A 23,605-nucleotide genomic window follows, 5' to 3' on the forward strand; every position below is an offset into this window, starting at 1 on the left:
TTAAATGCGGATCAAAACCGCGCCGGCCGTGACGAGCACACACGCCACCACGCGCCGCGCGGTCAGCTTTTCGCGCATGAATAGCCAGCCGATCAAAACGGCGAAGATCGAACTCAGTTCGCGCAACGCTGAAACCATCGCAATCGGCAGGTAACGAAAAGCAATGATGATGATGGTGTACCCGACCATTGCAATCGCTCCGCCGCTTAAGGCTTGCAGCGAGCGTCGCGGGTCGTCGAGGAACAGGCGGCGCGGACCGCCGTATCGATAAAAAGCCATTACGGCCAAGGGCAAGTTGAAGAGGATGTACGCCCATGCGATATATCCGAAACCGCTGCCGGCCACCCGCACGCCGATGCCGTCCACGATCGTGTAAGCGGAGATAAACGCGCCCGTCACGAGCGCGGCCGGCACGCTTGCGGTGGCGAAACGGCGCTTGCGGAATGCCAGGGAAATGATGCCGACCGACACGAGCGTGACGCCCGCCAGCGCGAGCGGCCGCAGGTGCTCGCCCGCAAAAACGAACGCGCCCGCGAACACGAGCAGCGGCGAGAGGCCGCGTGCGATTGGATAAATCTGCCCGAAGTCACCTGCCTTGTAGGCCTTCGCCAAGGCCACGCAATAACCGAGCTGCAAAGCCGCCGATGCAGCGATGTACGGCCAGCTTTCGCGCGCCGGCGCAGGCACGAACAGCAACACGGTTGCCGAGCACACCAGGTAGGGAAAAGACATCATGCCGAACTGCCAGACACGGTCGCCGCTGGTATGCAGGAAGGCGTTCCAGGTGGCGTGCAGCAGCGCGGAGAACAGGACGAGCAGGACGATGAAAGGCTGCATCAGGACCGCGGGAAGGGTGACGGTGTGCGAGGCAAGGTAAGGCGTTTAATGGCGAAAAGTGGCAAACGGCGAAACGCCATTATGGCAGAGATCGGGAGGTGCCGCTGGCCTAAGCGAGCCGCCCGTCATGAAAATACCGTTTGTCCAGGATTTGCACGCGTTGCGTTCGACCGCACGTCGCTTTTCTATTTAGGCACTTGAACACGCCGATACCGCGGCAGCCAACGATGTGGAATGCGCAGCGTCTCCCCGTGTGGCCACGCACCGGGAGGAAATGACAGAACAACGCGTGAGACTGCGTCCATGCTGATGCATGAAGGGGACAACTTAACACCGAGCCTGAAGATCAAGGTCAGGGCCATAGGGGCGATTCGCGCCTCACCAAACGCGAGCTCGCCGGGAGATTCAGTCGATGTGGGCCTTCCTAATAATCGCAACCCATGTCTAACGTGTCTCGACTTCCAACGCTGGCGCATGACTGTTGCCGCGAATGTAGTGTTCCAATTGGTGGATCGTGAATTGTTGCTCGACGATCAGGTTCCTGACGAGATCGCCGATTGACACCATGCCGATCAGCAGGCCGCCATCGATCACGGGAAGATGACGTACACGGTTCTCGGTCATGATCGTCATGCATTCGTCGGTCGTTTGATTGAGGCGAACGTACCGGATAGCCTTCGACATGACATCGCCCACGGGCGTCTCTTTTGACAACCGGTCGTGCAACACGATTTTCCGGGCATAGTCGCGCTCTGTGACAATGCCGGTGATGTGCTCGCCGGACGTGACCACGAGTGCGCCGATTTGTTTATGTGCCATCAGCTTGATGGCGTCAAAGACACTCGCGGACGCCTCGATCGTGTGAAATGACTGATCTGTTTTCGAACTCAGCAATTGTGCGACTGTTGCCATCATGTGCCTCAATCAAGAAATAGGTTTGAGCTGCTGCGCGTGTTGCGCGTGTATCCATGCTCTTCGGATGGCGTAGTCATCCGAAGTCGAACAGGTCGCCGAGAAGCGACTTCTTCTTTTTGTACGGATAACGCCGGTCGCGATACTCATCGTCCCCGTGACCGTTGCGGCGATCATGGTCGTTGTAGTGACGGCCTTCATCGTGCCGCCGCGCGACCGGGGTACCTGCCGCTGCCGCCTGCGCTTGCGGAACCGAGTCGTCAGGGCTGCGGTCGATCAATTTGTCGAGCTCACCGCGATCGAGCCACACGCCGCGACACGTCGGGCAATAGTCGACTTCGATTCCCTGGCGGTCCGCCATCAGCAGATCCGGGGTCTTGCACACTGGACATTTCATTGCCTTACCTCCTTCGTCAAACACCCTAATGAAGCCTCAATGTATCGGATGTAGGCATAATGTAAAATTCGTATTTTTGACGCCAATACGTCGAAAAAACCGATGTATCCTGACGCCGAAAGCATCGGTGTGGAGGCATGGATGAACTTCAAGCATCTGTATTATTTTTGGGCGGCGGCGCATGCGGGCGGCATTGCGCGTGCCGGCACGCAGTTGCACATCACGCCTCAAACGTTGAGTGGCCAGATCAAGCTGCTTGAAGATGCGCTCAATAAAAAGCTCTTTAAAAAGAGCGGCCGCAACCTTGAACTAACGGATGCGGGCCGGCTTGCACTCGACTACGCCGATGAAATCTTCTCGCTCGGCGCCGAGCTGGAAAGCGCGGTCAGGCAGGAGAAGGAAGCCGCGCGTGCGCAACTGCGCGTGGGCGTGGCGGATTCGGTTCCGAAGACTGTGGCCTATCGACTGCTCGAGCCGGCATTGAATCTGTCTGACTCACTGCGGCTGATCTGTCATGAAGGCAAGCTGCATGCGTTGCTTTCGCAGCTCGCTGTGCACAGGCTGGACCTGATCATTGCCGACGCACCCATCCCGCCCGATGTGAACGTCAAGGCGTTCAACCATTCGCTTGGCCGTTCGACGCTCAGTTGCTTCGCATCCAAAGCCCTGGCGGCGCGCGCCGCAAAAGCTTTTCCCGCGTCGCTCAGCGACATGCCGGTGCTACTGCCCGGCATTGAGTCAGCAGTCCGAAGAAAACTCGATCACTGGCTGAAGTCGCGCATGATCTCGCCGCGCGTTGTAGGAGAATTCGACGACAGCGCGCTGACACTCGCGTTCGGCCGTGAGGGAAGGGGTGTGCTGTTTGCACCGACGGTCCTCGCGGCACAACTCAAGCGAGAGCACGGTTTGATTGCGGTTGGACACATCGACACAATCGTTGAGGAGTTCTTCGCCATCTCTATTGAACGACGGATCAGCCATCCCGCCATATCGTCGATCATGAGCACGGCGCGCAGCGAGCTGTTCAATGCGTGATGGCAAGAAAACCAGGGAACGCGACGCCGAGGCTGGCTGCGACGTTGGCGCTGCTGGCGCTCTTTGTGCTCAAGCCGATGCGGCAGGCGCACAAGCAGAAGCATGCATCTGCTATTGGGGACATGTCGTTTGCTTCGGTCGCGAAGGATGACCATGCGATGCGGCGAAGCCGAAGGGTTCTCCGGCTTCGTTCGTTTCTGATGAGGGAACGGCTGGTGTTCATCCGGCCGTCTTGCTATCTCTTGCTATTTCCTGCCCACCAGAAAGCAGACGCCGTCGGGACCGTAACGCTCGCTATGCGTTTCGTTTGCCCTCAAATGAAACACGTCGCCTGACTGATAGCGCGTGTCTTTATCGGCGACGCGCAGCGTCAGTTCACCCTCCAGAATCAGGGCCTTGGCTTCAAACGCATGCGCGTGGTCGTCAAGAGACGCGCCGGCTTCGCGCTCCACTAGCACGGTGGTCTGAAAACCCTCGCGTGCGAGCATTTCGATGAAATCGTCGCGTTCCATGATCGTTCCCCTCATAGCTGGCCCCTGGTCACCTACTAATATAAGTTGAAAACGCGATACGCAGGCAAGGATGCTCAGCGCTCGATGAACGACGCCCCTTGTTTGCGGAGACGCCATTCCCCAGCTGACCCCGGATGCAAACACGTTTGTGACGCGGGAAATTTGCACGCGCATGGAGCACGTGCGGTCGACCGATGAGGTGGTGATGGGATTGCAGCGAGGGTAGTTGAAAACAGCAAGGGGCCATGCACGCGGATCGCCCCCAAATTAAACTCAACTTTCCAGCCGCGAACCTTGCGCCAACTCCATCGCTTCAATCTCATGCGTCGAGCCCTTGGCGGGCCGCCCAGCCCAGTAGCCTGCCAGCAATGATCCCGATAAGTTGTGCCACACCGAAAACAGCGCGCCCGGGAGCGCTGCGATCGGCGTGAAATACAGCTTGCCCAGCGTGGCGGCGAGTCCGGAATTCTGCATGCCGACCTCGATCGCCAGCGTGCGGCACACGGCTTCATCGAAACCAAGCAGGCGGCCGCCCCAATATCCGCCAAGCAGGCCGATACCGTTATGCAGGATCACGCCGAGCATCACCAGCAAGCCGACCGACGCAATACTTTTCTGCGTCCCCGCCACCACGGCAGAGATAATCAGGAGGATCGCGATCATGGAGATGATCGGCAACGCGGGCTCGATTGCGCGCACGGTCTTGTTGAACAATTGATTGATGATCAGGCCGGCCACGATAGGCAACGCGACGATCTGGAGAATGCTCATGAGCATGCCGTGGACATCGACGGCAATAGACGCATCCACATAAAGGCGCGTCAAGAGCGGTGTGGCGAACACGCCGACCAGCGTGGACAGGGCACTGATGGTGACGGACAGCGCCACGTCACCGCGCGCGAGATAGATCATCACGTTCGACGCCGTGCCGCTGGCAACGCTGCCGACCAGCACCATGCCCGCGGTCAGGTCGGGCGGCATGCGCAGCAATTTTGCTATTGCCCAGGCCGCGAGCGGCATCACCAGGTAATGCAGGCCGATCCCCGCTATAACTGGCGCCGGCCGCGTGAAAACACGCCGGAAGTCGGCGAATGAAAGCGTCACGCCCATCGCGAACATGATGATGGTGAGTAGCAGGGTGACGTGCGGCGCGATGCCGGTGAACGTTGCCGGCGAGAAGTACGCGACGACAGAAATGAGAACGGCCCAAAGAGGGAACAAGCGGGTGACGCGCGAAAGCATGGAGAGACGATCCTGGCTGATTGATAAGGGCGTCGCCCGGAGCGCCGGGATGCACAGGTGCACGCGGCGCTGGGCAAATAGCGATAAAGCGAGGCGAACAGAAGGGTGTTCCAGACTCGGCTGACCATGCCATCGATAAATGCGGCCAGTGACGCAAGCCGTCGCGGGTTCTTGTGGGACCGGCAGGCGGCGAATGTGCATCGACGCGAATTGTACCGTTTCGTCGGACGAGATCTGCCGTAGCGGATGGCGGGCTTACCTCAGCCCTTACCTCAGGCGCGCTACCGTTCCCGCGTCCGGTTCGCCGCCGAAATAGGTATTCAGCGCCAGTTCGAACGGCGCCTTGTCGCTGGCGGCGTGGGCGAAGAGAGTAATCGATGAATGAAATTTCAGGTCGTCGGGGTACCCGAAAATTTGCTCCACCGAACGCCCGTCGAGCGCGTTCACGATTTGTGTGAGGATCAACAGGCGCTCGCCGAGTACGGGATGAGCGAGGTAGGCCCGTGCCTCGTCCACCGATGAAATCGCGTACCGGCGCGCCATTTCGCTGTGACCCAACCCCTGGATTTGCGGAAACACGAACCACATCCAATGCGTGCGTTTCTTGCCGGCCTCGAGCTCGGCTGTCACGGTCTGAAAAACAGGATCCTGCGCATCGATAAAACGCTGCAAGTCAAAAGGATCGGGATCGGTCATGCGAGCCTCCGGGGTCTTCCTGACGAGGTCTTCCTAAAATACCACCGCGGAGTGAACCGCAAACCCCGTTCCCGGCGCTTTTCGTGGCCATGGGGCCACGTGGCCCCAAATCCAATCCCGGCCATTTGCGAACGATATTCCGCTTTCTGATATCTTCACGGCCATGCAAAACATCATCGAAATTTCGAATCTGTCGAAGAGCTACGCGTCCGGCTTCAAGGCTCTGAAAAACGTCACGCTGAGCATTCGCCGTGGCGAAATCTTCGCCCTGCTCGGGCCGAACGGCGCCGGTAAAACGACCCTGATCAGCATTGTGTGCGGCATCGTAAATGCGACCGAAGGCACGGTCAAGGTCAACGGTCACGGCATTATCTCCGACTACCGCGCCTCCCGAGCGATGATCGGCCTCGTGCCGCAGGAGCTGACCACCGATGCCTTCGAGTCCGTCTGGGCGACCGTTTCATTCAGCCGCGGCCTGTTCGGCAAGCCGCCGAATCCGGCGCACATAGAGAAAGTGCTGAAGTCGCTGTCGCTCTGGGACAAGAAGGACAACAAGCTGGTCACGCTGTCCGGCGGCATGAAACGCCGCGTGCTGATTGCCAAGGCGCTCTCGCATGAACCGGAAATCCTGTTTTTGGACGAGCCGACTGCGGGCGTTGACGTCGAACTGCGCCGCGATATGTGGAATCTCGTGCGCGGCCTGAAAGAGAGCGGCGTGACGATCATCCTGACGACGCACTACATTGATGAAGCCGAGGAAATGGCCGACCGGATTGGCGTGATCAACGGCGGCGAGATCATTTTGGTCGAGGAAAAAGCCGAACTGATGCGCAAACTCGGCCAGAAGAAACTCGCGCTGCAACTGGAGGATGAGATCGACAGGATTCCCGCCGGCCTGAGTGCTTACCGGCTTGACCTGTCGGCCGACGGCTGCGAACTGACCTACACCTACGATGCGCAGGATGAACCGGGCCGCATCATTACGCTGCTGAAAGACCTCGCCGATAACGGCGTCAAATTCAAGGACCTGCACACGACGCAAAGCTCGCTGGAGGATATCTTCGTGAGCCTGGTCGGAGAGAAAAAATGAATATTCATGCAGTCCGCGCAATCTATGTATTCGAAATGGCGCGCACCTGGCGCACCATCATGGGCAGCATCATCTCGCCGGTGATTTCCACCTCGCTGTATTTCGTCGTGTTCGGCGCCGCGATCGGCTCGCGTATTCCCGAAGTGAACGGCGTGAGTTATGGTGCGTTCATCGTGCCGGGGCTCGTGATGTTGTCGCTGCTCACGCAAAGCGTGTCCAACGCGTCGTTCGGCATCTACTTTCCGAGGTTCACCGGGACCATCTACGAACTGCTGTCGGCGCCGATCTCGTATCTGGAGATCGTGCTGAGCTACGTTGGCGCGGCCGCCACCAAGTCGATCATCCTCGGCCTCATCATTCTTGCGACCGCGCGATTGTTCGTGCCGCTGCACGTCGATCACCCGTTCTGGATGATCGTGTTCCTGCTGCTGACGGCGGTGACGTTCAGCCTGCTGGGATTCATCATTGGCATCTGGGCGGACGGGTTCGAGAAATTGCAGGTCATTCCGCTTTTGATCATCACGCCGCTGACCTTCCTCGGCGGGAGCTTTTATTCCATCGATATCCTGCCGCCGTTCTGGAAAGCCGTCGCGTTGTTCAATCCGGTGGTGTACCTGATCAGCGGCTTTCGCTGGAGTTTCTACGGCACCGCAGATGTCAGCGTCGAGATCAGCCTCATCATGACGCTGGTGTTCCTCGCGGTGTTTATCGGCGTGGTCGCGTGGATCTTCAAGACAGGCTACAGGCTGAAAGCATAAGGAGCGTAGCTGATGCGTGATGTGCTGATCGAACGGTTCGGGCTCCAGCCGCACCCTGAAGGCGGCTATTTCCGCGAGACGTTTCGCGGTGAGGACAGGGTTGAACGCGAAGTTTCGCCCGGCGAAACGCGCTCGGCATCGACGGCGATTTACTACATGCTTTGCGATGGCGCACATTCGGCATGGCATCGAATCCGCTCGGACGAGGTCTGGCACTTTTATGCAGGAGAGCCAATTGATGTTCATGTCATCGATACCGCCGGGCAGTTGCTCTCGCAACGCCTGGGTAATGCGCTGACGCATCAGGACGCCGTGTTCCAGGCGATTGTTCCGGCTGGGCAGTGGTTCGCCGCAGAATTATGTGACCCGGCGACGTTCGCGCTGGTGGGCTGCACGGTGGCGCCGGGTTTCGAGTTCAGCGAGTTCGAACTTGCCGATGTGGCCGCGTTGACAAAAGCGTATCCGCAGCACGGGGCCGTGATCGGGAGGTTGGGTCCGGCGGTGGGTGCGAAGCGCTAAGCGCGTGCCGGAGCGTGGCACGCAACGCGCACGATGTGCACTACTTGAAAGCAGTACAAAAAAGCAGAACAAAAAAAAGCGGCGCGCTCATTTCTGAGGCGCCGCTTTTTCATGCTTCTATTTATAGGTTGGCCCTGACTGCGTCGCGGACGGCGTCCATCATGCCGCCATAGTTCAGCGGTATGTCGAGTGAATCGCCATAGACGTCCTGATCCGCTTGTGCACGCACTTCTTGCGATTCGCGGCGTGCCGGCGATTCGTAAGCTGTGTCACCTGAACGAATAGTGTCTCTGGCTTCGACGCGCTGCGCTTGATAACTCTTCACGATTAACTCCTTGCAGTGATGGAGCGACGGGAGACTTCAATGCTACGGAACTGCCATGACAGATTTACTACGCTTGATGCTTTTCGGTGCACGACGGGAATGGCGGGCGGCCACCCGCCCCTAGCCGTGTTGCGCACCGTGCAATGAAAGCGCGGCTCTCCAGTTTAATGTCGTCGCGAGGGGGGATTCGTACTTCTGGCTTATGAAACGATGTTGGCATTATCAGCAATGCAACACGGCTTTGGGCTTGAAACTTGCAATTGACGCAAGCGTTTGCGAGGGCAGGTTGGAGCGTGCTGGAGAGTCAGGCAGATGTGTCACGCGGTCAGTGTGGATCAGCATGGAACCGCGCTGACCCGCGTGCCCATTAGCATCGACGGAAACATAAAGCTGTTTCTCAGAATCGGCGTGTCGGACGCAGCTGTTCCACATGGCGGAAAGCACGACCGCATGATGCAGTCGTGCTTTCAGGCCATTAACGGCTAGCCCGATCCATTCAGGCGTGCTGATCCTGCAAATCGGCGTCGCTGGTCTCGTCTTGTGGCATGGAAGCCGCAAGAATCATCGCCGATGCGTTCTGTGGTTTCGGGTCGCGCTGTGACGGCCGGTACACGGAATCGCCTCGATGAATGGCTGCGCCGGTGAGTGCGCAGGCGCCGTCCGACGTGGCCGTGGTCACGCGCCACCCCTGGTAACCATAGTGGCAGGTTGCCGCATCCGACCAATACACGATCGCCGTCGCGCTGCTTGGCCGCTCGATCACACGCACCACAGCCTCAGGGAACGGCCGCGGTGATTGCGGCGATGCCGATGGCGATGCGACGTGCGGATGATCGCGCTCCCACGCTCGCGTGAGCCGCTCTAAAAACGGGTGCACGGCCTTTCGCTGCGGGGCAGGTACTGCCGCGCGGTTGAGGGTCGCTGTCAATGAGCGGACCGTTTGCAGCCACGGGTCCGCGCTTCTCGCTAACGCTGTCATGGTTCGTTCCTGGCATGGTTCATGGTCGAACTTACGCAATCAGCCTGCCCGGATAAATACCATTAAGGTGAATACACTGTCTTGTTAGCGCGAATAATCACAACAACGCGTTATGCAATAAGGCTTTGCCCGATATTGCGTTGCGGCGCAAACGCCGTGTGCGCTTCATTAAACGTTTTAATGGATTCGATAGTAGCGCCGCTTGACTGGCACCTCGCGTGCCAAAGGAACTTCGTTGCGGCGATTTGTATGCCTTACGTAAGATGTCAAATTCCGCGACATACCGTGGAACGCGACTTGCGTGGGCCATACTAGCTAGATACTTACAACGTTGAACGAGGTGTTCGTGAAGAAAAGCCATATTGCTGCTGCAGTACTGTTTACAAGTCTTGGTCTCACAGCCACGGCGTTTGCCCAAAATGGCCCCGGCGGCCCGGGCAATCAAGGTGGACAGCAAGAGCGGCCGGGCGGCCCCGCCATGCAAGGCCATAACGGCGGTGGTTATCAGAATCAAAATCAAAATCACGGCCCGCAAGGCGGCCCTGGTGCGCAGAATCACAACAACGGCCGTTCATCCGAGCCAATGCACGCGGAAAACGGTCCGGGACGCGGCGGCCCCGGCGGCGCGCGCGGCGATGGACCACATGACTGGCATCGTGGCGACCGCTTGCCAAACGACTATCGCGATCGCCAGTACGTGGTCGACGATTATCACGGCTATGGATTGCAACAACCTCCGCGCGGTTACCACTGGGTGGGCGTGAACGGCGATTACGTGCTTGCCGCGATCGCGACCGGGGTGATTGCGCAGATCGTGCTGAGCAACGGGCACTAAACTTTTAGTCGCGCAACGCTACCGTAGCGAACATAGCCGCGAATTGAGTCGACAAGGCCGGGCCGAACGCAAGTTCGGCCCGGCCTTGTTTTATGTACGCCGTGAACTGAAACCGCGCCTACCCTTTGGCGGTATCTGTGATCGCTTTCACTACGCGCGCCAGCGACTTCAAGGCCATGTCAGGCGATTCTTCAAATTGCGCGCCCACTATGGCTCCGTCGACCGCCATGGCCATGGCTCGCGCGTCGGCCTTCGCGGTCCTCGACGCCGCCGGCAGCAGCGTCCTGATGACCGCAGCCATATCCAGCTTGTGTCGTCGTGAGATATCGACTGCTTCGGGCAGGGTCCCGCCCACTTCCACCACCGCGTTGATGAACGCACAGCCGCGATACTCATCGCTCTCGAACCATTCTGCCAGCGCCGGCACCAGCGCGTTCGCGTCTGCGCCATGCCGTTTCACGGCGTCTTCGAACCACGTCATCCAGTTGCGGTGCCTATACTCCAGAAACGCAACGATCAGATCGTTTTTCGCCGGATAGTAGCGATAGAACGTTTTCTTCGCGACGCCCGATTCCGCGATCACGCGATCGATTCCGGTCGCGCGAATGCCGTCCCGATAGAACAGCGCGTGGGCCGTCACGAGAATGCGTTCGGCCGGCGGGAGGTCTGTCGAAAGCGCTGTCGAAAGCGCTGTATCCGATGAATGATTGTCCATATCCAGTGATTGTAGACAGGTCTGTCTCCCTGCGCTAGAGTATGCCAGTAGACAGATCTGTCTACTGCCGGATGAGCCTCCCGGTTGACGGCATATCGTCGGCTAAGTCGGCTAATCAACCCTCCACGATCAAAAGGAAGCGCCATGGAAAGCAAACCTCCATTCCCGCCATTCGATGCCGATACCGCCCGGCAAAAGGTCCGTCTCGCGGAAGACGGCTGGAATTCACGCGACCCGAAGCGGGTTGCCTTGGCCTATAGCGAAGACACACGCTGGCGCAACCGCGCAGAGTTTGTGTCGGGACGTGCTGACGTGGAGGCGTTCCTGGCGCGTAAATGGGCGCGTGAACTGGACTACAGGCTGATCAAGGAGTTGTGGGCGTTCACCGGATCGAGGATTGCGGTGCGCTTCGCTTACGAATGGCACGATGATTCAAAAAACTGGTTTCGCAGCTACGGCAATGAGAACTGGGAGTTCAACGAAGCCGGCTTGATGACGCATCGGCACGCGAGCATCAACGATTTGCCGATCAAGGAATCCGAGCGGAAGTATCACTGGCCGTTGGGGCGCCGTCCCGACGACCATCCCGGCTTGAGCGACCTGGGTTTTTGATTGAAGCGTGGCCGTCACAACGTGGTTGGCACAAGGTGGCCGGCACAACGTGGTTGCCAATCCCCTGCTCCGGTCTTCAGCCTTTGAGAAGGCCGGTTGCATCGAGTGATTGCCGGCCTGCTAACGGCCTCGCCGCCGGTAAAAGGCCCACCATCCGGCGAGAACCGTAAAGCTCGCCACGATCGCCACCATCAGCCAGAACCCGTGCTTGTTTTCGGCGAGCGGCACGCCCCCAACGTTCATGCCGAAAATCCCCGCGACTATATTGATCGGCAGCGCCAGCACGGTGACCAGCGTCAGCGTGAAGAGCGTGCGGTTGCTTTGCTCGTCCATGCGCGCGGCGATCTCTTCTTGCAGCAGCTTGATGCGTTCGACCAGTCCCGCCAGATCGCCCAGCACCAGCGAAAATTCCTCGGTTGCGTCGCGCAAATCCTGAAGGTCGAACGTTTGCAGCCAGCGTGGCGGCCGCGCCAGCAGCCGGAAAATCGATCCCGGTTCAGGCGCGAGCAAACGCTGCAGCCTGACCAGCACACGTCGCGACGCACCGAGTTCCGAGCGGGTGGCGGGGGAGCGCATCGAAAGAAAACGGTCCTCTATTGCGTCGATATCAATACTCGTGCGCCGGACGATTTGTACCAGCAGATCGGCCTGGTCGCGCAACAGATGAATGAGCAGTTCAGCGGTGGACCGGAAGACCTCGCCGTTGCGTACCGATTCCCGCAGCGTATCGATGGAGCGCAGCGGTTTCAGCCGCGCCGTGACGAGCAGTTTTTCGCGCGTGTAGACCCATAGCGTGGCGATTTCGGACAGCGTTACGTCGAAGTTGAACATCACGTCGTTGATGACGGCGAGCAGCGCGCCCTCCTGGTGTTCTATGCGCGTGGAATGCGAGCCGTCGCGCAGGTTCTCGAAGAAGGCGTCCGGCAGATCGAGTTGCGTGCGCATCCAGCGTTCGCTGGCGCTGTTCGCGAGGTCGAAATGCAGCCACACGAAGTCGTCTGAAGCATAGTCGGATTGTGCCAGCCACTCGAGTGCACCCACTGAGTCGATGGGCACGCCGGGCGCGTCCGGCGCGAAACGAAAGCCGCACACAATGCCGGAGAAATCGGTGGCGTAGGGTTGGGCGCTCGCTCGTAGTTCAGTCATGGTGATTCAGTCATCGGCAACGGCAATTGAAAGGTCATTCGGCCTTCGATTGTCCCTGCCGCGCATTTCGAATCAAGCAACGTTCGCCGGATTTGCGTTATTGTTGGGCAAATGCCGCGCGACACATAAAGTACTTATGGTTGTCACGCCCTATGGGTAGACTCGCGCGGTGCAAGAGGGCCGTCGGGCGCAGCCCGACCCTTTTCGCGTCATCGGGGAAACACACATGGAAGATCGCGTCGAGCAGGACGAACCTACGCAAACCACGGCAGATGGACTGACGCGGCTCGCGACGAGCATCGTCGAATTGCTGGGCGAGCAAGCCATCGACAGCCGTCTGGGAGCCAAATTGCTCAAACGGCTGGAAAAAGAAGCAAAGCTGGTGGAGGAATCGGGGCCGCAACCGCTGAACAAGGCTCAAAAACGCAGTTTGCGCGATGCGCTGGACGGACTTGAACAGGCGGTCCGTCAGGTCGATGCAAATCTGTTGGTTTCCGCGAACGCAAAACTACGTTCGACGGACGAATCTTCCAGCAAAAAAGCCAAAACCAAATCCTGAAGCCGGGCTGGCCGGCGAGTCGTGGAGTCTGAACGGCACCGGTTTTAAGCTTGTCTGGCTTTATCGGACAAGAGATCTGGCGGTTTTTTCATCACGTCGACACAAACGCTCGCATCAAAAACAGCAGGTTGGCGCGGAAAGTGCTGCATTTGCTGCACATGCATAAATCTGAGCGGTCATGGTTTCAGTCTCCTCTACTTCAAGCTGCGTGTTATGGACCGATCGGAATGTCGAAGCCGACGCCGAACGCTGGCGAATCCTGGTTGTCGACGATAACGCGGCAAGCGCCGAAGGCCTTGCCGCAGCGCTGAGCGCGGACGGTTGCGACGCGCGTTATGTGCTGAGCGGCGTCGACGCGCTGCATGCTATTGACGGCTGGGTGCCGCACGTCGTGGTACTCGACATCAGCATGCCCGAGCACGACGGCTTTGCGACCGCGCGCGTGCTGCGCCGGATTTCTCCGACCCGGAACGCTGGAATCATTGCGTTCACGGCGCTCGGCGAGGATTACGTACGCTCGAAAGGCGTCCACGCAGGGTTCGACGGCTATTGCCAGAAGGGCAACGCGCCCGGCGTTCTGGTCGACCTGATCAGCCGGCTGGTGCAGGTTCATTGAACGAACTTGAACGAACGCTCTAGGCCGCGGTTCGATAGGGGCCATGAGCATCCCATCGAAATTTTCTTGGGTTCGTTTGGTTTCGTCGGGGTACGGCCCTTAAAAATCTTTCTTACCTCAACTTCCGGGTGAGCCTTTTCCAGCCTCGCTCGCGCCGATTTCCCCCGCTCCGGACGTTCTCCGATTATTGGCGTATCCCGAAAAGTGTATTGAAGTTTATGGGGATAAAAAACCGATAGTAGGGGTATACACTGCATTTCATCGACGAAGCAGCTACCGAAACAAAGTTTGAACGCTGCGACGTCTTCTGAACCAGTTGAAAGTCGAACGAACTTATATCGGAGCTCACCATGAAAAAGAATCTTCTCGCCGCGTTACTCGTCGCCGCTACTGCTTCTATCGCTGTTCCGGCATTTGCCAGCGGCTACGGCCCGGCACCGTCGTATCGTCCGTCGGTTGGCGCTCCGGTTTCGCAACAAGGCATCAACACGCAAACCATCGCTGCACAAAACAACGCTGATGCGAACGGTTACGGTGGCGCACGCAATACGGTGTCGCAATCGGGTTCGAGCCGCGACCGTACGACCAGCCCGCAATCTGTTTTCTTCGGCCAGTAATTAGTCGTTTCAAGCTCCTACGCGCACGGCCGGCACAACGCGTGCCGTCGTGATCGCGCCAAGCTTGACTGCCGTGTAGTACAGAAACACAAACGCCCGCTGAACGAAAGTTCAGCGGGCGTTTGTGTTTCTGCGCAAAGAATTACATGAAGAATGACCGCTTCAGGTGCCTGTCATCTTGAGCGCATCGCGCATCACCGCCGCCAGTTCTCCCGCGGCAAACTTGGCCACATAAGCGTTCGCGCCCACCTTGCGCACGTGCTCCTCATTCGCCGACCCGGACAACGACGAGTGAATCACGACCGGAATGGCCTGCATGCCGGCGTTCGCCTTGATACGGCGTGTCAGCGTGAATCCGTCCATTTCCGGCATCTCGAGGTCGGTCAGGACGAGTGCAATTTCGTCCGCGGCACAACGGCCGTGTTTTTCCGCCTTGCTCTGCAAGTCTTCCAGTACGTTCCACGCTTCCTGGCCACTCTTGGTCATGATGAACGACACGCCCATCGCGGTCAGGCTTTGTTCGATCAGGCTGCGCGCGACGCCGGAGTCGTCGGCGGCGAGCACTTTGGTACCGGGCTTCAGAACCAGCCGGCCCGTGCTCTCCTCATTGATGTCCACTTGCGTCGATGGCAGCACGTCGCGCAGGATCTGTTCGACGTCGAGCACTTGCGCGAGTCGCGAGCCGTCCACGTTGCCGTCGAGGCGCGCGAAGCTGGTCACCGTTCGCCCGCTCGAATGCGATTCCGCAGATAAAACCTGATTCCACTCCAGCCGCACGATGTCATCGACTTCCTCGACGGCAAAACCTTGCGTCGTGCGCGCGAACTCGGTGACCAGCAGGATCTTGAGACCGTTCTTCGGCTTGCAGCCCGTGACCTGCGCCAGATCGATCACGGGGATGATCTGGCCGCGGATGTCGGCTACGCCAAGGATCTCCGGGTTGGCCCCGGCGACCACGGTGATCGGCGGCATCGCGAGGATTTCGCGCACCTTGAACACGTTGATGCCGTAAAGCTCCCGTTGTTCGGAGTCCGGCGCTTCGCCCAGGCGAAACAGGAGCAGTTCGAACATGTTGTTGCCGGCGAGCCGAACCCGCTGTTCGATGTCGTGTTGTGAACTGCTCAAGGTGGTTCTCCTGATCGATTTATGCCGTGCGTCTAAATAGCCGGTTCCTGATTAGCGGCGCGGCGCGGAGAAACTGAAGCACTTTTCGGCGCTTTGTGACGAGACTGTTTCATGCCGGTCAAGTCGCGCGTGCGGCAGCATCGGGATAGACCCTCGGACGCATAAAAAGCAGTGTTTTCCAGCGTTCACGGAGCAGGTCTCTGGCCTATACTTTTTGAATGGGCTGGGTAATGTAGATGTAAGAATGTGGATGCAAGGGATGTCAGGCGCTGGATGCAAGGCGAATGATTCACGCGGCGGATTGGGAGTGTCAGCCGTCGTGCCGGGTTCCGGTCTCCAGCTACCCGGTCATGAAACGCCCGCCACCCGGCAGGCGTCGCGCGGTTCAACGGAGGCGTTCGATGGCAACAGTCGCACAAGTTCTTAACTCGAAACCCGATCACACCATCTTCACGATCGCCGATACGGCGTCGGTCTACGAGGCCATCGCGATGATGGCGGAGAAGCAGATTGGCGCGTTGATCGTGACCCACGGCGAAGCGATCGTCGGCATCATGACCGAGCGCGACTATGCGCGCAAAGTCGTGCTGATGGACCGTGTTTCGCGGCAGACTCCCGTGCGCGAAATCATGACATCGCAAGTGCGCTTCGTGCGGCCCGACCAGACCACCGACGACTGCATGGCGCTGATGACCGAGCGCCGCATGCGGCACTTGCCGGTGATCGATGGCGAAAAGCTGGTGGGCATGATTTCGATCGGCGATCTGGTGGCGAATATCATCTCCGAGCAGCAACTCACGATTCATCAGCTCGAGGGATATATACGAGGCGAGCACATGTAGCTTGCCCGGGAGGAATGCAGCGCGGCGTGAAGACGCCGCGCTGTGTTTTATTGTTGTTGCCGCTGCGTGTGCATCGCGCTCACGCAGTTCGTGTTGCCTCGCTCTGTAGTCCGCGTTCCTTCCGTCAAGACCGCTGCCGCGGTTCGTTCAGTTAATCTCGTTGTAAGCTAATTGTTGTAATTGTCAGGTGCAGCAGTCAGGCCTGATTTCAAGGCGCCTATATCCTCGCCGACTTGCGCTCGGCCCCGACCTTAGAGGAGCGCAGTTCATGACGCCCCCGGAACTTTCCACGTCACCTTCGGTTACCCGTCTCGCTGACCCTGTGCCGCGCGTCATCGCTGCAGATGCACCATTTATCATCGTGATGAATGCGGGTTCAGGACGCAAGCAAAGCGACGAAATACGCGTTGCGCTCGAAGAAACGCTGGGTGCGGCCGGGCGCCAGTTTGATGTTCGCCTGGTCGAGCGACCTTCGCAATTCGCCGATATCACACGCCAGGCAGTACACGATGCGAAAGCGCAAAACGGTGTGGTGGTCGGTGCAGGCGGCGACGGGACGTTGTGCGCGGTGGCGCAAGCGGTGCTCGGCAGCGGCTGTGCGTTCGCGGTGCTGCCGCGCGGCACATTCAACTACTTCAGCCGCGACCACGGCATCCCCGCGGACCCTGCAAAGTCCATTGCTCTCCTGCTCAACGCGCGAGCGTTTCCAGTCCAGGTCGGCTTTGTGAACGAGCGCATGTTTCTCGTCAATGCGAGTCTCGGTTTATATCCGAAGCTGCTGGAAGACCGCGAGAGATACAAGCGGCAGTTTGGCCGCAGCCGCCTGATCGCGCTTTGGTCAGCGGCTGTGACGCTGCTCCGAGCGCACCGTCATTTGCACCTTCACATTGAGCACGATGGCACAATGCATGAGGTCCGGACATCCACGCTCTTTGTTGGCAACAATCGCTTGCAGCTTGAACAAATCGGTATGGCGCAAGCGCCGCAACTGGAACGCGGTTTGCTCGCGGCAATCGCACCTCGCGCGATCGGACGCCTTGCGCAATTTGGTCTCACGCTGCGGGGTGCGGCACGCCGGATGAGCGATGCGGACAACGGGATCAGCTTCGCGTTCAAGCGCATCACGGTAACGCATCCGTCCAAACGTCACCGACACGTCAAGGTCGCCACCGATGGCGAGATAAACTGGATCACCATGCCGCTCGAATTTCGCGTCGCCTCGGAGCCGCTGTTCCTGCTCAAGCCCGAGGCCGACGTGGCCAACGCCAATCGCTCATGACCCTGTTGCTCCAGATTTCAGATCCGCACTTTGGCACCGAACAACCGCCGGTCGTGGCAGCGTTGCTGCGTCTCGCCAGTACGTTGCAGCCCGATCTCGTTGTGATGTCCGGCGACATTACGCAGCGCGCAAGGCGTGCACAATTCAGCGCGGCACGTGCGTTCGTCGATGCAATCGATGCAATCGGTGCAGCGCCTTGTGTGGTCGTGCCCGGCAATCATGACATTCCGCTGTACAACCTCTTCGCGCGCATTGCACATCCCTATGCCAATTACCAGCGTGTGTTCGGAGACGATCTCGAGCCCGTGTTCGAATCGGCAGAGCTGCTGGTGATCGGGGTGAATACTACGCGGGCGTATCGTCGTAAGGATGGCGAAATATCGACGAGGCAAGTGGAGCGCGTGGTCCGGCTTCTCGGCGATGCGACGCCGCGTCAGCTGCGGATTGTCGTCACGCATCAGCCCGTGGTGGCGGCGCGTGCCAACGACATCAGGAACCTGTTGCACGGCCGTGAACATGCGATTGAACGCTGGTCGCAAGCGGGCGTGGACCTGATCCTGGGCGGTCATATCCATCTTCCGTATGTGACGCCGCTGCATGTTGCGTATAAGGATTTGCCGCGCCAGATGTGGGCCGTCCAGGCGGGAACCGCGTTGTCTTCACGGGTGCGTGGGCGCGTGCCCAATTCGGTGAACGTGATCAACTACGATGCGTCCACTACGGGCAAACGCCGTGCAATTGTTGCACGCTGGGATTTTAATCGGGCGAGCGCATCGTTTGAACCCGACATGCAGCACGAACTTGACCTGGATAGCGAGTCACTCAAGGCTCCATTAGCGACGCTTTCATGAAACAGATAGAGGTGCCGTACGTCGGCTTGTTTGAAATAGCGCATAGTGCCGGTGAGCATGCACTGATGGTGTTTGCGGTGTCCCTGATTCTCGCGATGGTCGTGGTGCTGAGTGCGTGGCAACTCGTTCAACGGTACGGTGTGCCGCGGGAAAACGGCGGCCTGTCGCCCAAGGTTTTGCTGGTTGTTAGTTTGACGGTAAGCTTCGCCATCATCGTCGGGGCGGCTGCCTTGTTCGCCGCGATCGCCGCTGAAATCGGCGCGGGCGAGACACTTGGCCGCTTAGATCAGGCCTTCGCGGACGGCATGGCGAGCGCTGTTCCCATCAGCGTGGTCCGTACGTTCGCGCTAGTCACGCATCTGGGCGATGCATGGGTGCTCGCCGTCTGGTGCGTACTTGGCGCAGCGGCGCTGACCATACGGCGACGGTACGCGCTTGCGATTGGCTTCACGCTCGCGATAGTCGGCAACGGCTTGCTTAACACTATCATCAAACACATCTTCGAACGCGCGCGGCCAGTGCATGATGTATCGATCGCCACTGCTACCGGATGGAGTTTCCCAAGCGGCCATTCATCGGGGTCGCTTGTCACCTACGGCATCATCGCGTATGTGCTCGTGCGGGTCTTGCCGGACGGCTGGCGCTTGCCCGTCATTGTGGCGGCCACGCTGATAGCTATCACCACGGCGAGCAGCCGCGTGTTCCTGCGCGTGCATTTCGCGAGCGACGTGCTGGCGGGTTTTGCGCTGGGAACGGTCTGGCTAGTGGCGTGCATCTTGAGCATCGAATTGACACGCAGATATTGGCCGAAGCCGCGGCGTCAGTCCTGAGGGTGTATCGACAGTTCGGGAAAGCCGGTCCGTGGATCCAGATCGCGTGAGAAGCGCACGCCGTCCAGACAAACGATCAGGATTTCCGCCGTCGTCCGCACGATGCATCCCGGCGATACATGGCCGCCGACCACGCGGCCCTCGGCATTCGAGACGGCCATGTGAAGATGCGCGCCATCGGCGGAAAGTGAGCCGGCCAGCGTCAGGATTTCGAGGTCACCGTCAAGGCGGGTCGGCTGGTCGAGACCCGCGTAACGCAGGTTCGCCACGCTCAGGCTGCCGATGCCCTGCATCACGAATGCGGCGCCAATGGCCTGATCTCGCGCGATTGTCTCAAGCGCAGCACGTAGGTCGTCGCCGGGGACCAGGCGCACGGGAAGTGTTTGCATGAGTGAACCCCAAGGCTACTTGGAGACTCAATGATGGCATGATGATTCCGATTTCGCGCAACGCTCCCAAATTCAACTGACATTTCCCATGACAACCGAACTTCATATCCTTGCCTGGACGCTTGTGCTTGCCCTCATTCAGGTGCTGCTGCCGTCGGTGGTGCGCAGCCGCGAAACGGGCCTGGGACATAACGGCGGACCTCGCGACCAGCCGGGGCCGCCGGTCGGCAAGGTAACCGGCCGTCTGATGCGTGCCCAGAACAACCTGTTCGAGACCTTGCCCGTGTTCGCCATCGCCATCCTGATCGCGCACATGGCCGGCCGTGAAGGCACGCTGACGCTTTACGGCGCGTGGTTGTACATTGTCGCGCGCGTGATCTACCTGCCTTTGTATGCGGCAGGGATTCCGTTCCTGCGCTCGCTGGTATGGATGGTCTCGCTTTTCGGCATCATTCTTGTTCTCGTCCCTATTATCTGAAATCAATCATCTGAAACCGGAGTCCAGTCAATGACCGCTTTGCTCACCACCATCGACGTGGAAACCGCGCCGAATCCCGAGTTCGCCGTGATCCTGATGCACGGCCTGGGAGCCGACGCCAACGACTTTATCCCGCTGGTGCCCGAGCTGCGCCTGGGCGACCTGCCCGCCGTGCGTTTCGTTTTTCCGAACGCCACCGAAATGCCGGTTACCGGCAACAACGGTTACGTGATGCGCGCGTGGTACGACATTCTGTCGTTCGAAGGCGTGAACCGCCGGGTCGATGAAGCCGGATTGAAGGCATCGTGCGAACGGATTCGCGCACTGATCGCGCGGGAGAACGAGCGTGGTATTCCAACTTCGAAGATCTTCCTGGCGGGGTTTTCGCAAGGAGGAGCCATGACCTACACGGCGGGGCTCACCCATCCGGAGAAACTGGCGGGACTTATTGTGTTGTCCGGCTACGTGCCGTCGCCTGGATTGATCGATGCTGCGTTCAGCGAAGCGAATCGCGATACGCCTATCTTCGCTGCACATGGCACGCAAGACCCTGTGCTATCGATTGAACTGGCCACTCAAGGCCGCGACTTTGCGCTCGCGCACGGTTGCAAGCTGGAATGGCATACCTACCCGATGCCGCACTCGGTCTGTGGCGAGGAAGTCGAGGCCTTGCGCGTTTGGTTAGGCGCAAGGCTCGCCGAAAGGCTTGCCGAAGACTCGCCGCTTAAAGCGCCTTGAACAAGGTATTTTTATACAACTCGAGCATGCCGGCCGCATCCACGCCGATGCAGACCGACTGCGCCGGACGGTCGTCCCAGTCCGGCGCGGGAACGCGCATGGTCGAGGGTTTTTGTATCGTCTGACCGGTCGCGATACCGCTGGTCAGCACCCGCACGGCACCCTTCCTCACCGCATAAAGATGTGGCGCCAGCACATAGGCCACCGCCGATGCATCGTGGACATAGATACCTTCGAGTCCGGCGCTGTCCTGGTGGAACTGCGCGTAATGTCGTGATACGTCCCACACGAAACGACCGGCCTCGCCCGCGCCATCGCGAATCGATGCCAGCCATTCGTTCGACATGAGCGTATTTTGCGTGACGTCGAGGCCGACGAGCGTGACCGGCCACGCTGCGCCGAGCACGAGATCGGCTGCATCGGGGTCGCACATGATGTTGGCCTCCGCCGCCGGCGATACGTTGCCAAGCACACCGGCCGTACCAAACGCGCCGCCCATGATGACGACCTGCTTCACCAGAGCGGCAATGTCCGGGTCGGCCTGCAACGCGTGCGCGAGATTCGTGAGCGGACCGACCGCGATCAGTGTCACTTCGCCGGGAAGCGCACGAATCGTATCGATCATGAATTGATGCGCGGGACGCGGGTCGAGCGTTGTATCGGCGGGCTGGGTCAGTTCGATATTGCCGAGACCGTTATCGCCGTGAATCCAGCCGAGCGGCGCAGGCGGCGCGCGATGCAACGGCGCTGCCGCTCCGCGTGCCACCGGCACGCCGGGTGCAAAACGCGAGCGTAGGTAGAGCGCGTTGGCCGTGGTTGTTTCGATGGTCGCGTTGCCGAACACGCTCGTGACGCCGAGCAATTCGATCTCGGGATGCAGCGCCTGGAACACCAGCGCCATGGCGTCGTCGACACCCGGGTCGGTGTCGTAGATGACCTTATGTGTTGTCATAGGTAGAACGCGTCGGGGAGTTGTTCGCGGGCGGTTGTATCGCGGATCGCGCCGGTGAGATTGCCGAGGCGAATGGTCAGCTCGGGACCGCCCAGTTCGATGATCACCTGACGGCACGCGCCGCAGGGTGCGATCGGCCCGTCCGTGTCGCCAATGACCGCAAGCGCTGCGAACTGGTCACGTGTGTAACCTGCGGCGACTGCACTGAAAAACGCTGTACGTTCCGCACAATTGCACAGTCCATACGATGCGTTCTCGACGTTGCAGCCATCGAATACGCTGCCGTCTTTTGTTAGCAAGGCTGCGCCGACCTTGAACTTGGAATAGGGTGCGTAAGCGCGTTCGCGGGCGTTCTTCGCGCGTTCGAGCAATTCGTCCATCGTCATGATTTTCTCCTTAGTTCAGCGTCAGGAACATGCCCGCGATCGTCGCGCTCATCAGGTTCGAGAGCGTGGCGGCGAGCACGACGCGCAGGCCGTAGCGCGCCACTTCCGCGCGCCGCTCCGGCGCAACCGCGCTGAAGCCGCCGGTCAGCACGGCGATCGACGAAAAGTTCGCGAAGCCGCACAGCGCGAAAGACAAGATCGCTATGGTACGCGGATCGAGCACCTGCAATCCAGCCGCGGCGACGCTGGCGGAGTCCTTCAGATACGGAGACAGCGACGCGTAGGCCACGAACTCGTTGAGAATGAGTTTCTGACCGAGGAAATTGCCGGCGAGCGCAGCCTGATCCCAGGGCACGCCGATCAGATACGCGAGCGGCGCGAACACGGCGCCGAGCACGGATTGCATCGATACATTGGGGTCGCCGAACCAGCCCCCTATGCCGCCCACGATCCCGTTCAGCATGGCGATCAGGCCAACGAACGCAATCAGCATGGCGCCGACCATGACCGCTATCTTCAGGCCGACGGTGGCGCCCGAACTGGCCGCTTCGATCACATTGGCCGGGCGTTTTTCGTCGAAGCTGAGGTTTTCGAGGGTGACGCGGCTGGCTTCGCTCGTGGGGTGGATGATCTTGGCGAACAGCAGTCCGCCCGGCACGGCCATGAACGATGCAGCGAGCAGGTATTCGACCTTCACGCCAAGACCCGCATAGCCTGCGAGCACTGAACCTGCGACTGCTGCCATGCCGCTCGACATGACGGCGAACAGTTCCGCGCTTGTCATGTCGCGCGCGAACGGCTTTACGACCGCGGGCATTTCGCTTTGGCCGAGGAAGATGGTGGTGACGGCCGAGAACGATTCGATCTTCGATACCCCGAGCAGTTTCTGGAAGATCGTGCCGAGCACGATCACGATCCAGCGCATGATGCCGAGGTAATAGAGCACCGAGATCAACGCGGTCACGAAGATGATGGCGGGCAGCACGCGAACGGCGAAGACAAAACCGCCATTGCCGAAGAGTTCGAACATCTTCGATTGAACGAGACCGCCGAACAGGAATTCGATGCCTGCGTTGCCGTAGCCGAGTACATGGTTGACGCCCGCTGCCGCGGCGGAGAGCACGCTTTTGCCGAAGGGCACGAACAGGATGAAGGCGCCGATGCCGACCTGCGCCAGCAATGCGGGCACGACGGTGCGCAGGCGAACACCTCGGCGGTTGGTGGAGAAGATGAAAGCGATGAGCAGCAGTACGGCGATGCCGAGTAGATTGCGTGCGATCAGGGCCATGTCTCGTTGTGTGTGTTTGTCAGAGGAATGGGCGGATGCTACGCC

At 59.5% G+C, this 23,605-nt stretch carries 30 protein-coding genes; 15 read left to right on the forward strand and 15 right to left on the reverse strand.

Annotated elements, in window-relative coordinates; genetic code table 11:
• The 3 genes from FH08_RS0124660 to FH08_RS0124670 all read right to left on the reverse strand — a co-directional run bounded on the left by FH08_RS0124660 (position 1) and on the right by FH08_RS0124670 (position 2,146).
• Complete coding sequence (locus tag FH08_RS0124660) at positions 1-837, reverse strand: DMT family transporter (protein WP_031360921.1); 837 nt, start codon at positions 835-837, stop codon at positions 1-3.
• A 444-nt stretch (positions 838-1,281) separates the two neighbouring features.
• A complete protein-coding gene (locus tag FH08_RS0124665; RefSeq protein WP_051888481.1) occupies positions 1,282-1,749 on the reverse strand; it encodes a CBS domain-containing protein in 468 nt (155 codons plus the stop codon).
• Between the two features lie 76 nt (positions 1,750-1,825).
• The gene (locus FH08_RS0124670; RefSeq protein ID WP_031360923.1) at positions 1,826-2,146 is read right to left on the reverse strand and encodes a zf-TFIIB domain-containing protein; all 321 of its coding nucleotides are present in this window, start codon (positions 2,144-2,146) and stop codon (positions 1,826-1,828) included.
• Between the two features lie 141 nt (positions 2,147-2,287).
• Between FH08_RS0124670 and nhaR the strand changes: the two genes are divergently transcribed.
• The gene (nhaR, locus tag FH08_RS0124675) at positions 2,288-3,181 is read left to right on the forward strand and encodes a transcriptional activator NhaR (RefSeq protein ID WP_031360924.1); all 894 of its coding nucleotides are present in this window, start codon (positions 2,288-2,290) and stop codon (positions 3,179-3,181) included.
• 245 nt (positions 3,182-3,426) lie between these two features.
• On the opposite strand, the gene FH08_RS0124680 is transcribed toward nhaR, so the two are convergent.
• The 3 genes from FH08_RS0124680 to FH08_RS0124690 form a co-directional block, all read right to left on the reverse strand.
• Positions 3,427-3,693 (reverse strand): cupin domain-containing protein, encoded by a 267-nt coding sequence (locus tag FH08_RS0124680; protein WP_031360925.1) that lies wholly within the window; start codon positions 3,691-3,693, stop codon positions 3,427-3,429.
• Positions 3,694-3,966: 273 nt separating this feature from the next.
• Positions 3,967-4,935, reverse strand: coding sequence for a ketopantoate/pantoate/pantothenate transporter PanS (gene panS, locus FH08_RS0124685; RefSeq protein WP_031360926.1), 969 nt, complete (start codon positions 4,933-4,935; stop codon positions 3,967-3,969).
• A 267-nt stretch (positions 4,936-5,202) separates the two neighbouring features.
• Complete coding sequence (locus FH08_RS0124690; RefSeq protein ID WP_031360927.1) at positions 5,203-5,631, reverse strand: DUF1810 domain-containing protein; 429 nt, start codon at positions 5,629-5,631, stop codon at positions 5,203-5,205.
• A gap of 163 nt (positions 5,632-5,794) precedes the next feature.
• On the opposite strand from FH08_RS0124690, the gene FH08_RS0124695 reads away from it, so the two are divergent.
• From FH08_RS0124695 to FH08_RS0124705, 3 genes are read left to right on the forward strand one after another with little or no spacing between them, the layout of a single operon-like run.
• The gene (locus FH08_RS0124695; RefSeq protein WP_031360928.1) at positions 5,795-6,721 is read left to right on the forward strand and encodes an ABC transporter ATP-binding protein; all 927 of its coding nucleotides are present in this window, start codon (positions 5,795-5,797) and stop codon (positions 6,719-6,721) included.
• Positions 6,718-7,479: an ABC transporter permease gene (locus tag FH08_RS0124700; RefSeq protein ID WP_031360929.1), complete on the forward strand. Its 762-nt coding sequence runs from the start codon at positions 6,718-6,720 to the stop codon at positions 7,477-7,479. Before FH08_RS0124695 ends, FH08_RS0124700 begins: the two co-directional genes overlap by 4 nt.
• A gap of 12 nt (positions 7,480-7,491) precedes the next feature.
• A complete protein-coding gene (locus FH08_RS0124705; protein ID WP_031360930.1) occupies positions 7,492-7,998 on the forward strand; it encodes a cupin domain-containing protein in 507 nt (168 codons plus the stop codon).
• Between the two features lie 121 nt (positions 7,999-8,119).
• Here the strand turns inward: FH08_RS0124705 and FH08_RS0124710 are convergent, their stop codons facing one another.
• Both FH08_RS0124710 and FH08_RS48580 read right to left on the reverse strand, forming a co-directional pair.
• Positions 8,120-8,323, reverse strand: a complete 204-nt coding sequence (locus FH08_RS0124710; protein ID WP_031360931.1) for a hypothetical protein — start codon at positions 8,321-8,323, stop codon at positions 8,120-8,122.
• Between the two features lie 496 nt (positions 8,324-8,819).
• Positions 8,820-9,302: a DUF3331 domain-containing protein gene (locus FH08_RS48580; protein WP_035567064.1), complete on the reverse strand. Its 483-nt coding sequence runs from the start codon at positions 9,300-9,302 to the stop codon at positions 8,820-8,822.
• Between the two features lie 346 nt (positions 9,303-9,648).
• Here FH08_RS48580 and FH08_RS50090 point away from each other — a divergent pair, with 346 nt between their 5' ends.
• Entirely contained in the window at positions 9,649-10,137 is a 489-nt protein-coding gene (locus FH08_RS50090) for an RcnB family protein (RefSeq protein WP_031360933.1), read from the forward strand.
• A gap of 118 nt (positions 10,138-10,255) precedes the next feature.
• Here FH08_RS50090 and FH08_RS0124730 read toward each other — a convergent pair whose 3' ends face one another.
• Complete coding sequence (locus FH08_RS0124730; protein WP_031360934.1) at positions 10,256-10,852, reverse strand: TetR/AcrR family transcriptional regulator; 597 nt, start codon at positions 10,850-10,852, stop codon at positions 10,256-10,258.
• Between the two features lie 144 nt (positions 10,853-10,996).
• Here FH08_RS0124730 and FH08_RS0124735 point away from each other — a divergent pair, with 144 nt between their 5' ends.
• On the forward strand, positions 10,997-11,464 hold the full coding sequence (locus FH08_RS0124735) for a DUF1348 family protein (RefSeq protein ID WP_031360935.1): 468 nt from the start codon (positions 10,997-10,999) through the stop codon (positions 11,462-11,464).
• 120 nt (positions 11,465-11,584) lie between these two features.
• Here FH08_RS0124735 and FH08_RS0124740 read toward each other — a convergent pair whose 3' ends face one another.
• Positions 11,585-12,610, reverse strand: coding sequence for a transporter (locus FH08_RS0124740; protein ID WP_031360936.1), 1,026 nt, complete (start codon positions 12,608-12,610; stop codon positions 11,585-11,587).
• Positions 12,611-12,836: 226 nt separating this feature from the next.
• Here FH08_RS0124740 and FH08_RS0124745 point away from each other — a divergent pair, with 226 nt between their 5' ends.
• The 3 genes from FH08_RS0124745 to FH08_RS0124755 all read left to right on the forward strand — a co-directional run bounded on the left by FH08_RS0124745 (position 12,837) and on the right by FH08_RS0124755 (position 14,402).
• Positions 12,837-13,169 (forward strand): hypothetical protein, encoded by a 333-nt coding sequence (locus tag FH08_RS0124745; protein ID WP_031360937.1) that lies wholly within the window; start codon positions 12,837-12,839, stop codon positions 13,167-13,169.
• 178 nt (positions 13,170-13,347) lie between these two features.
• Complete coding sequence (locus FH08_RS0124750; RefSeq protein WP_031360938.1) at positions 13,348-13,785, forward strand: response regulator; 438 nt, start codon at positions 13,348-13,350, stop codon at positions 13,783-13,785.
• 350 nt (positions 13,786-14,135) lie between these two features.
• Positions 14,136-14,402 carry a hypothetical protein gene (locus FH08_RS0124755; protein ID WP_031360939.1) on the forward strand — a complete coding sequence of 89 codons (267 nt, stop codon included), beginning with the start codon at positions 14,136-14,138 and terminating at the stop codon, positions 14,400-14,402.
• A gap of 162 nt (positions 14,403-14,564) precedes the next feature.
• Here the strand turns inward: FH08_RS0124755 and FH08_RS0124760 are convergent, their stop codons facing one another.
• Complete coding sequence (locus FH08_RS0124760; protein WP_031360940.1) at positions 14,565-15,527, reverse strand: chemotaxis protein; 963 nt, start codon at positions 15,525-15,527, stop codon at positions 14,565-14,567.
• A 401-nt stretch (positions 15,528-15,928) separates the two neighbouring features.
• On the opposite strand from FH08_RS0124760, the gene FH08_RS0124765 reads away from it, so the two are divergent.
• The 4 genes from FH08_RS0124765 (at position 15,929) to FH08_RS0124780 (ending at position 19,329) form a co-directional block, all read left to right on the forward strand.
• On the forward strand, positions 15,929-16,369 hold the full coding sequence (locus tag FH08_RS0124765) for a CBS domain-containing protein (RefSeq protein WP_031360941.1): 441 nt from the start codon (positions 15,929-15,931) through the stop codon (positions 16,367-16,369).
• A gap of 268 nt (positions 16,370-16,637) precedes the next feature.
• A complete protein-coding gene (locus FH08_RS0124770; protein ID WP_031360942.1) occupies positions 16,638-17,648 on the forward strand; it encodes a diacylglycerol/lipid kinase family protein in 1,011 nt (336 codons plus the stop codon).
• Complete coding sequence (locus FH08_RS0124775; RefSeq protein ID WP_031360943.1) at positions 17,645-18,499, forward strand: metallophosphoesterase family protein; 855 nt, start codon at positions 17,645-17,647, stop codon at positions 18,497-18,499. The genes FH08_RS0124770 and FH08_RS0124775 overlap by 4 nt, the downstream gene beginning before the upstream one ends.
• Positions 18,496-19,329, forward strand: coding sequence for a phosphatase PAP2 family protein (locus FH08_RS0124780; RefSeq protein ID WP_051888482.1), 834 nt, complete (start codon positions 18,496-18,498; stop codon positions 19,327-19,329). The genes FH08_RS0124775 and FH08_RS0124780 overlap by 4 nt, the downstream gene beginning before the upstream one ends.
• Here FH08_RS0124780 and FH08_RS0124785 read toward each other — a convergent pair.
• Positions 19,320-19,718 (reverse strand): PPC domain-containing DNA-binding protein, encoded by a 399-nt coding sequence (locus FH08_RS0124785; protein WP_031360945.1) that lies wholly within the window; start codon positions 19,716-19,718, stop codon positions 19,320-19,322. The two genes, FH08_RS0124780 and FH08_RS0124785, sit on opposite strands and share 10 nt — an antisense overlap.
• Before the next feature lie 88 nt (positions 19,719-19,806).
• On the opposite strand from FH08_RS0124785, the gene FH08_RS0124790 reads away from it, so the two are divergent.
• Complete coding sequence (locus FH08_RS0124790; RefSeq protein WP_031360946.1) at positions 19,807-20,196, forward strand: MAPEG family protein; 390 nt, start codon at positions 19,807-19,809, stop codon at positions 20,194-20,196.
• A gap of 30 nt (positions 20,197-20,226) precedes the next feature.
• The gene (locus FH08_RS0124795; protein WP_031360947.1) at positions 20,227-20,934 is read left to right on the forward strand and encodes an alpha/beta hydrolase; all 708 of its coding nucleotides are present in this window, start codon (positions 20,227-20,229) and stop codon (positions 20,932-20,934) included.
• On the opposite strand, the gene FH08_RS0124800 is transcribed toward FH08_RS0124795, so the two are convergent.
• Genes FH08_RS0124800 through FH08_RS0124810 form a run of 3 tightly spaced genes read right to left on the reverse strand, consistent with a single transcriptional unit; the run spans position 20,921 to position 23,560 of the window.
• The gene (locus tag FH08_RS0124800) at positions 20,921-21,886 is read right to left on the reverse strand and encodes a nucleoside hydrolase (protein ID WP_031360948.1); all 966 of its coding nucleotides are present in this window, start codon (positions 21,884-21,886) and stop codon (positions 20,921-20,923) included. The two genes, FH08_RS0124795 and FH08_RS0124800, sit on opposite strands and share 14 nt — an antisense overlap.
• Positions 21,883-22,272, reverse strand: a complete 390-nt coding sequence (locus FH08_RS0124805; RefSeq protein ID WP_031360949.1) for a cytidine deaminase — start codon at positions 22,270-22,272, stop codon at positions 21,883-21,885. The genes FH08_RS0124800 and FH08_RS0124805 overlap by 4 nt, the downstream gene beginning before the upstream one ends.
• 10 nt (positions 22,273-22,282) lie before the next feature.
• The gene (locus tag FH08_RS0124810; protein WP_031360950.1) at positions 22,283-23,560 is read right to left on the reverse strand and encodes a NupC/NupG family nucleoside CNT transporter; all 1,278 of its coding nucleotides are present in this window, start codon (positions 23,558-23,560) and stop codon (positions 22,283-22,285) included.
• Between the last annotated feature and the right edge of the window lie 45 nt (positions 23,561-23,605).

It is taken from the genome of Caballeronia sordidicola (assembly GCF_000729995.1).
Classification (GTDB): domain Bacteria; phylum Pseudomonadota; class Gammaproteobacteria; order Burkholderiales; family Burkholderiaceae; genus Caballeronia; species Caballeronia sordidicola_A.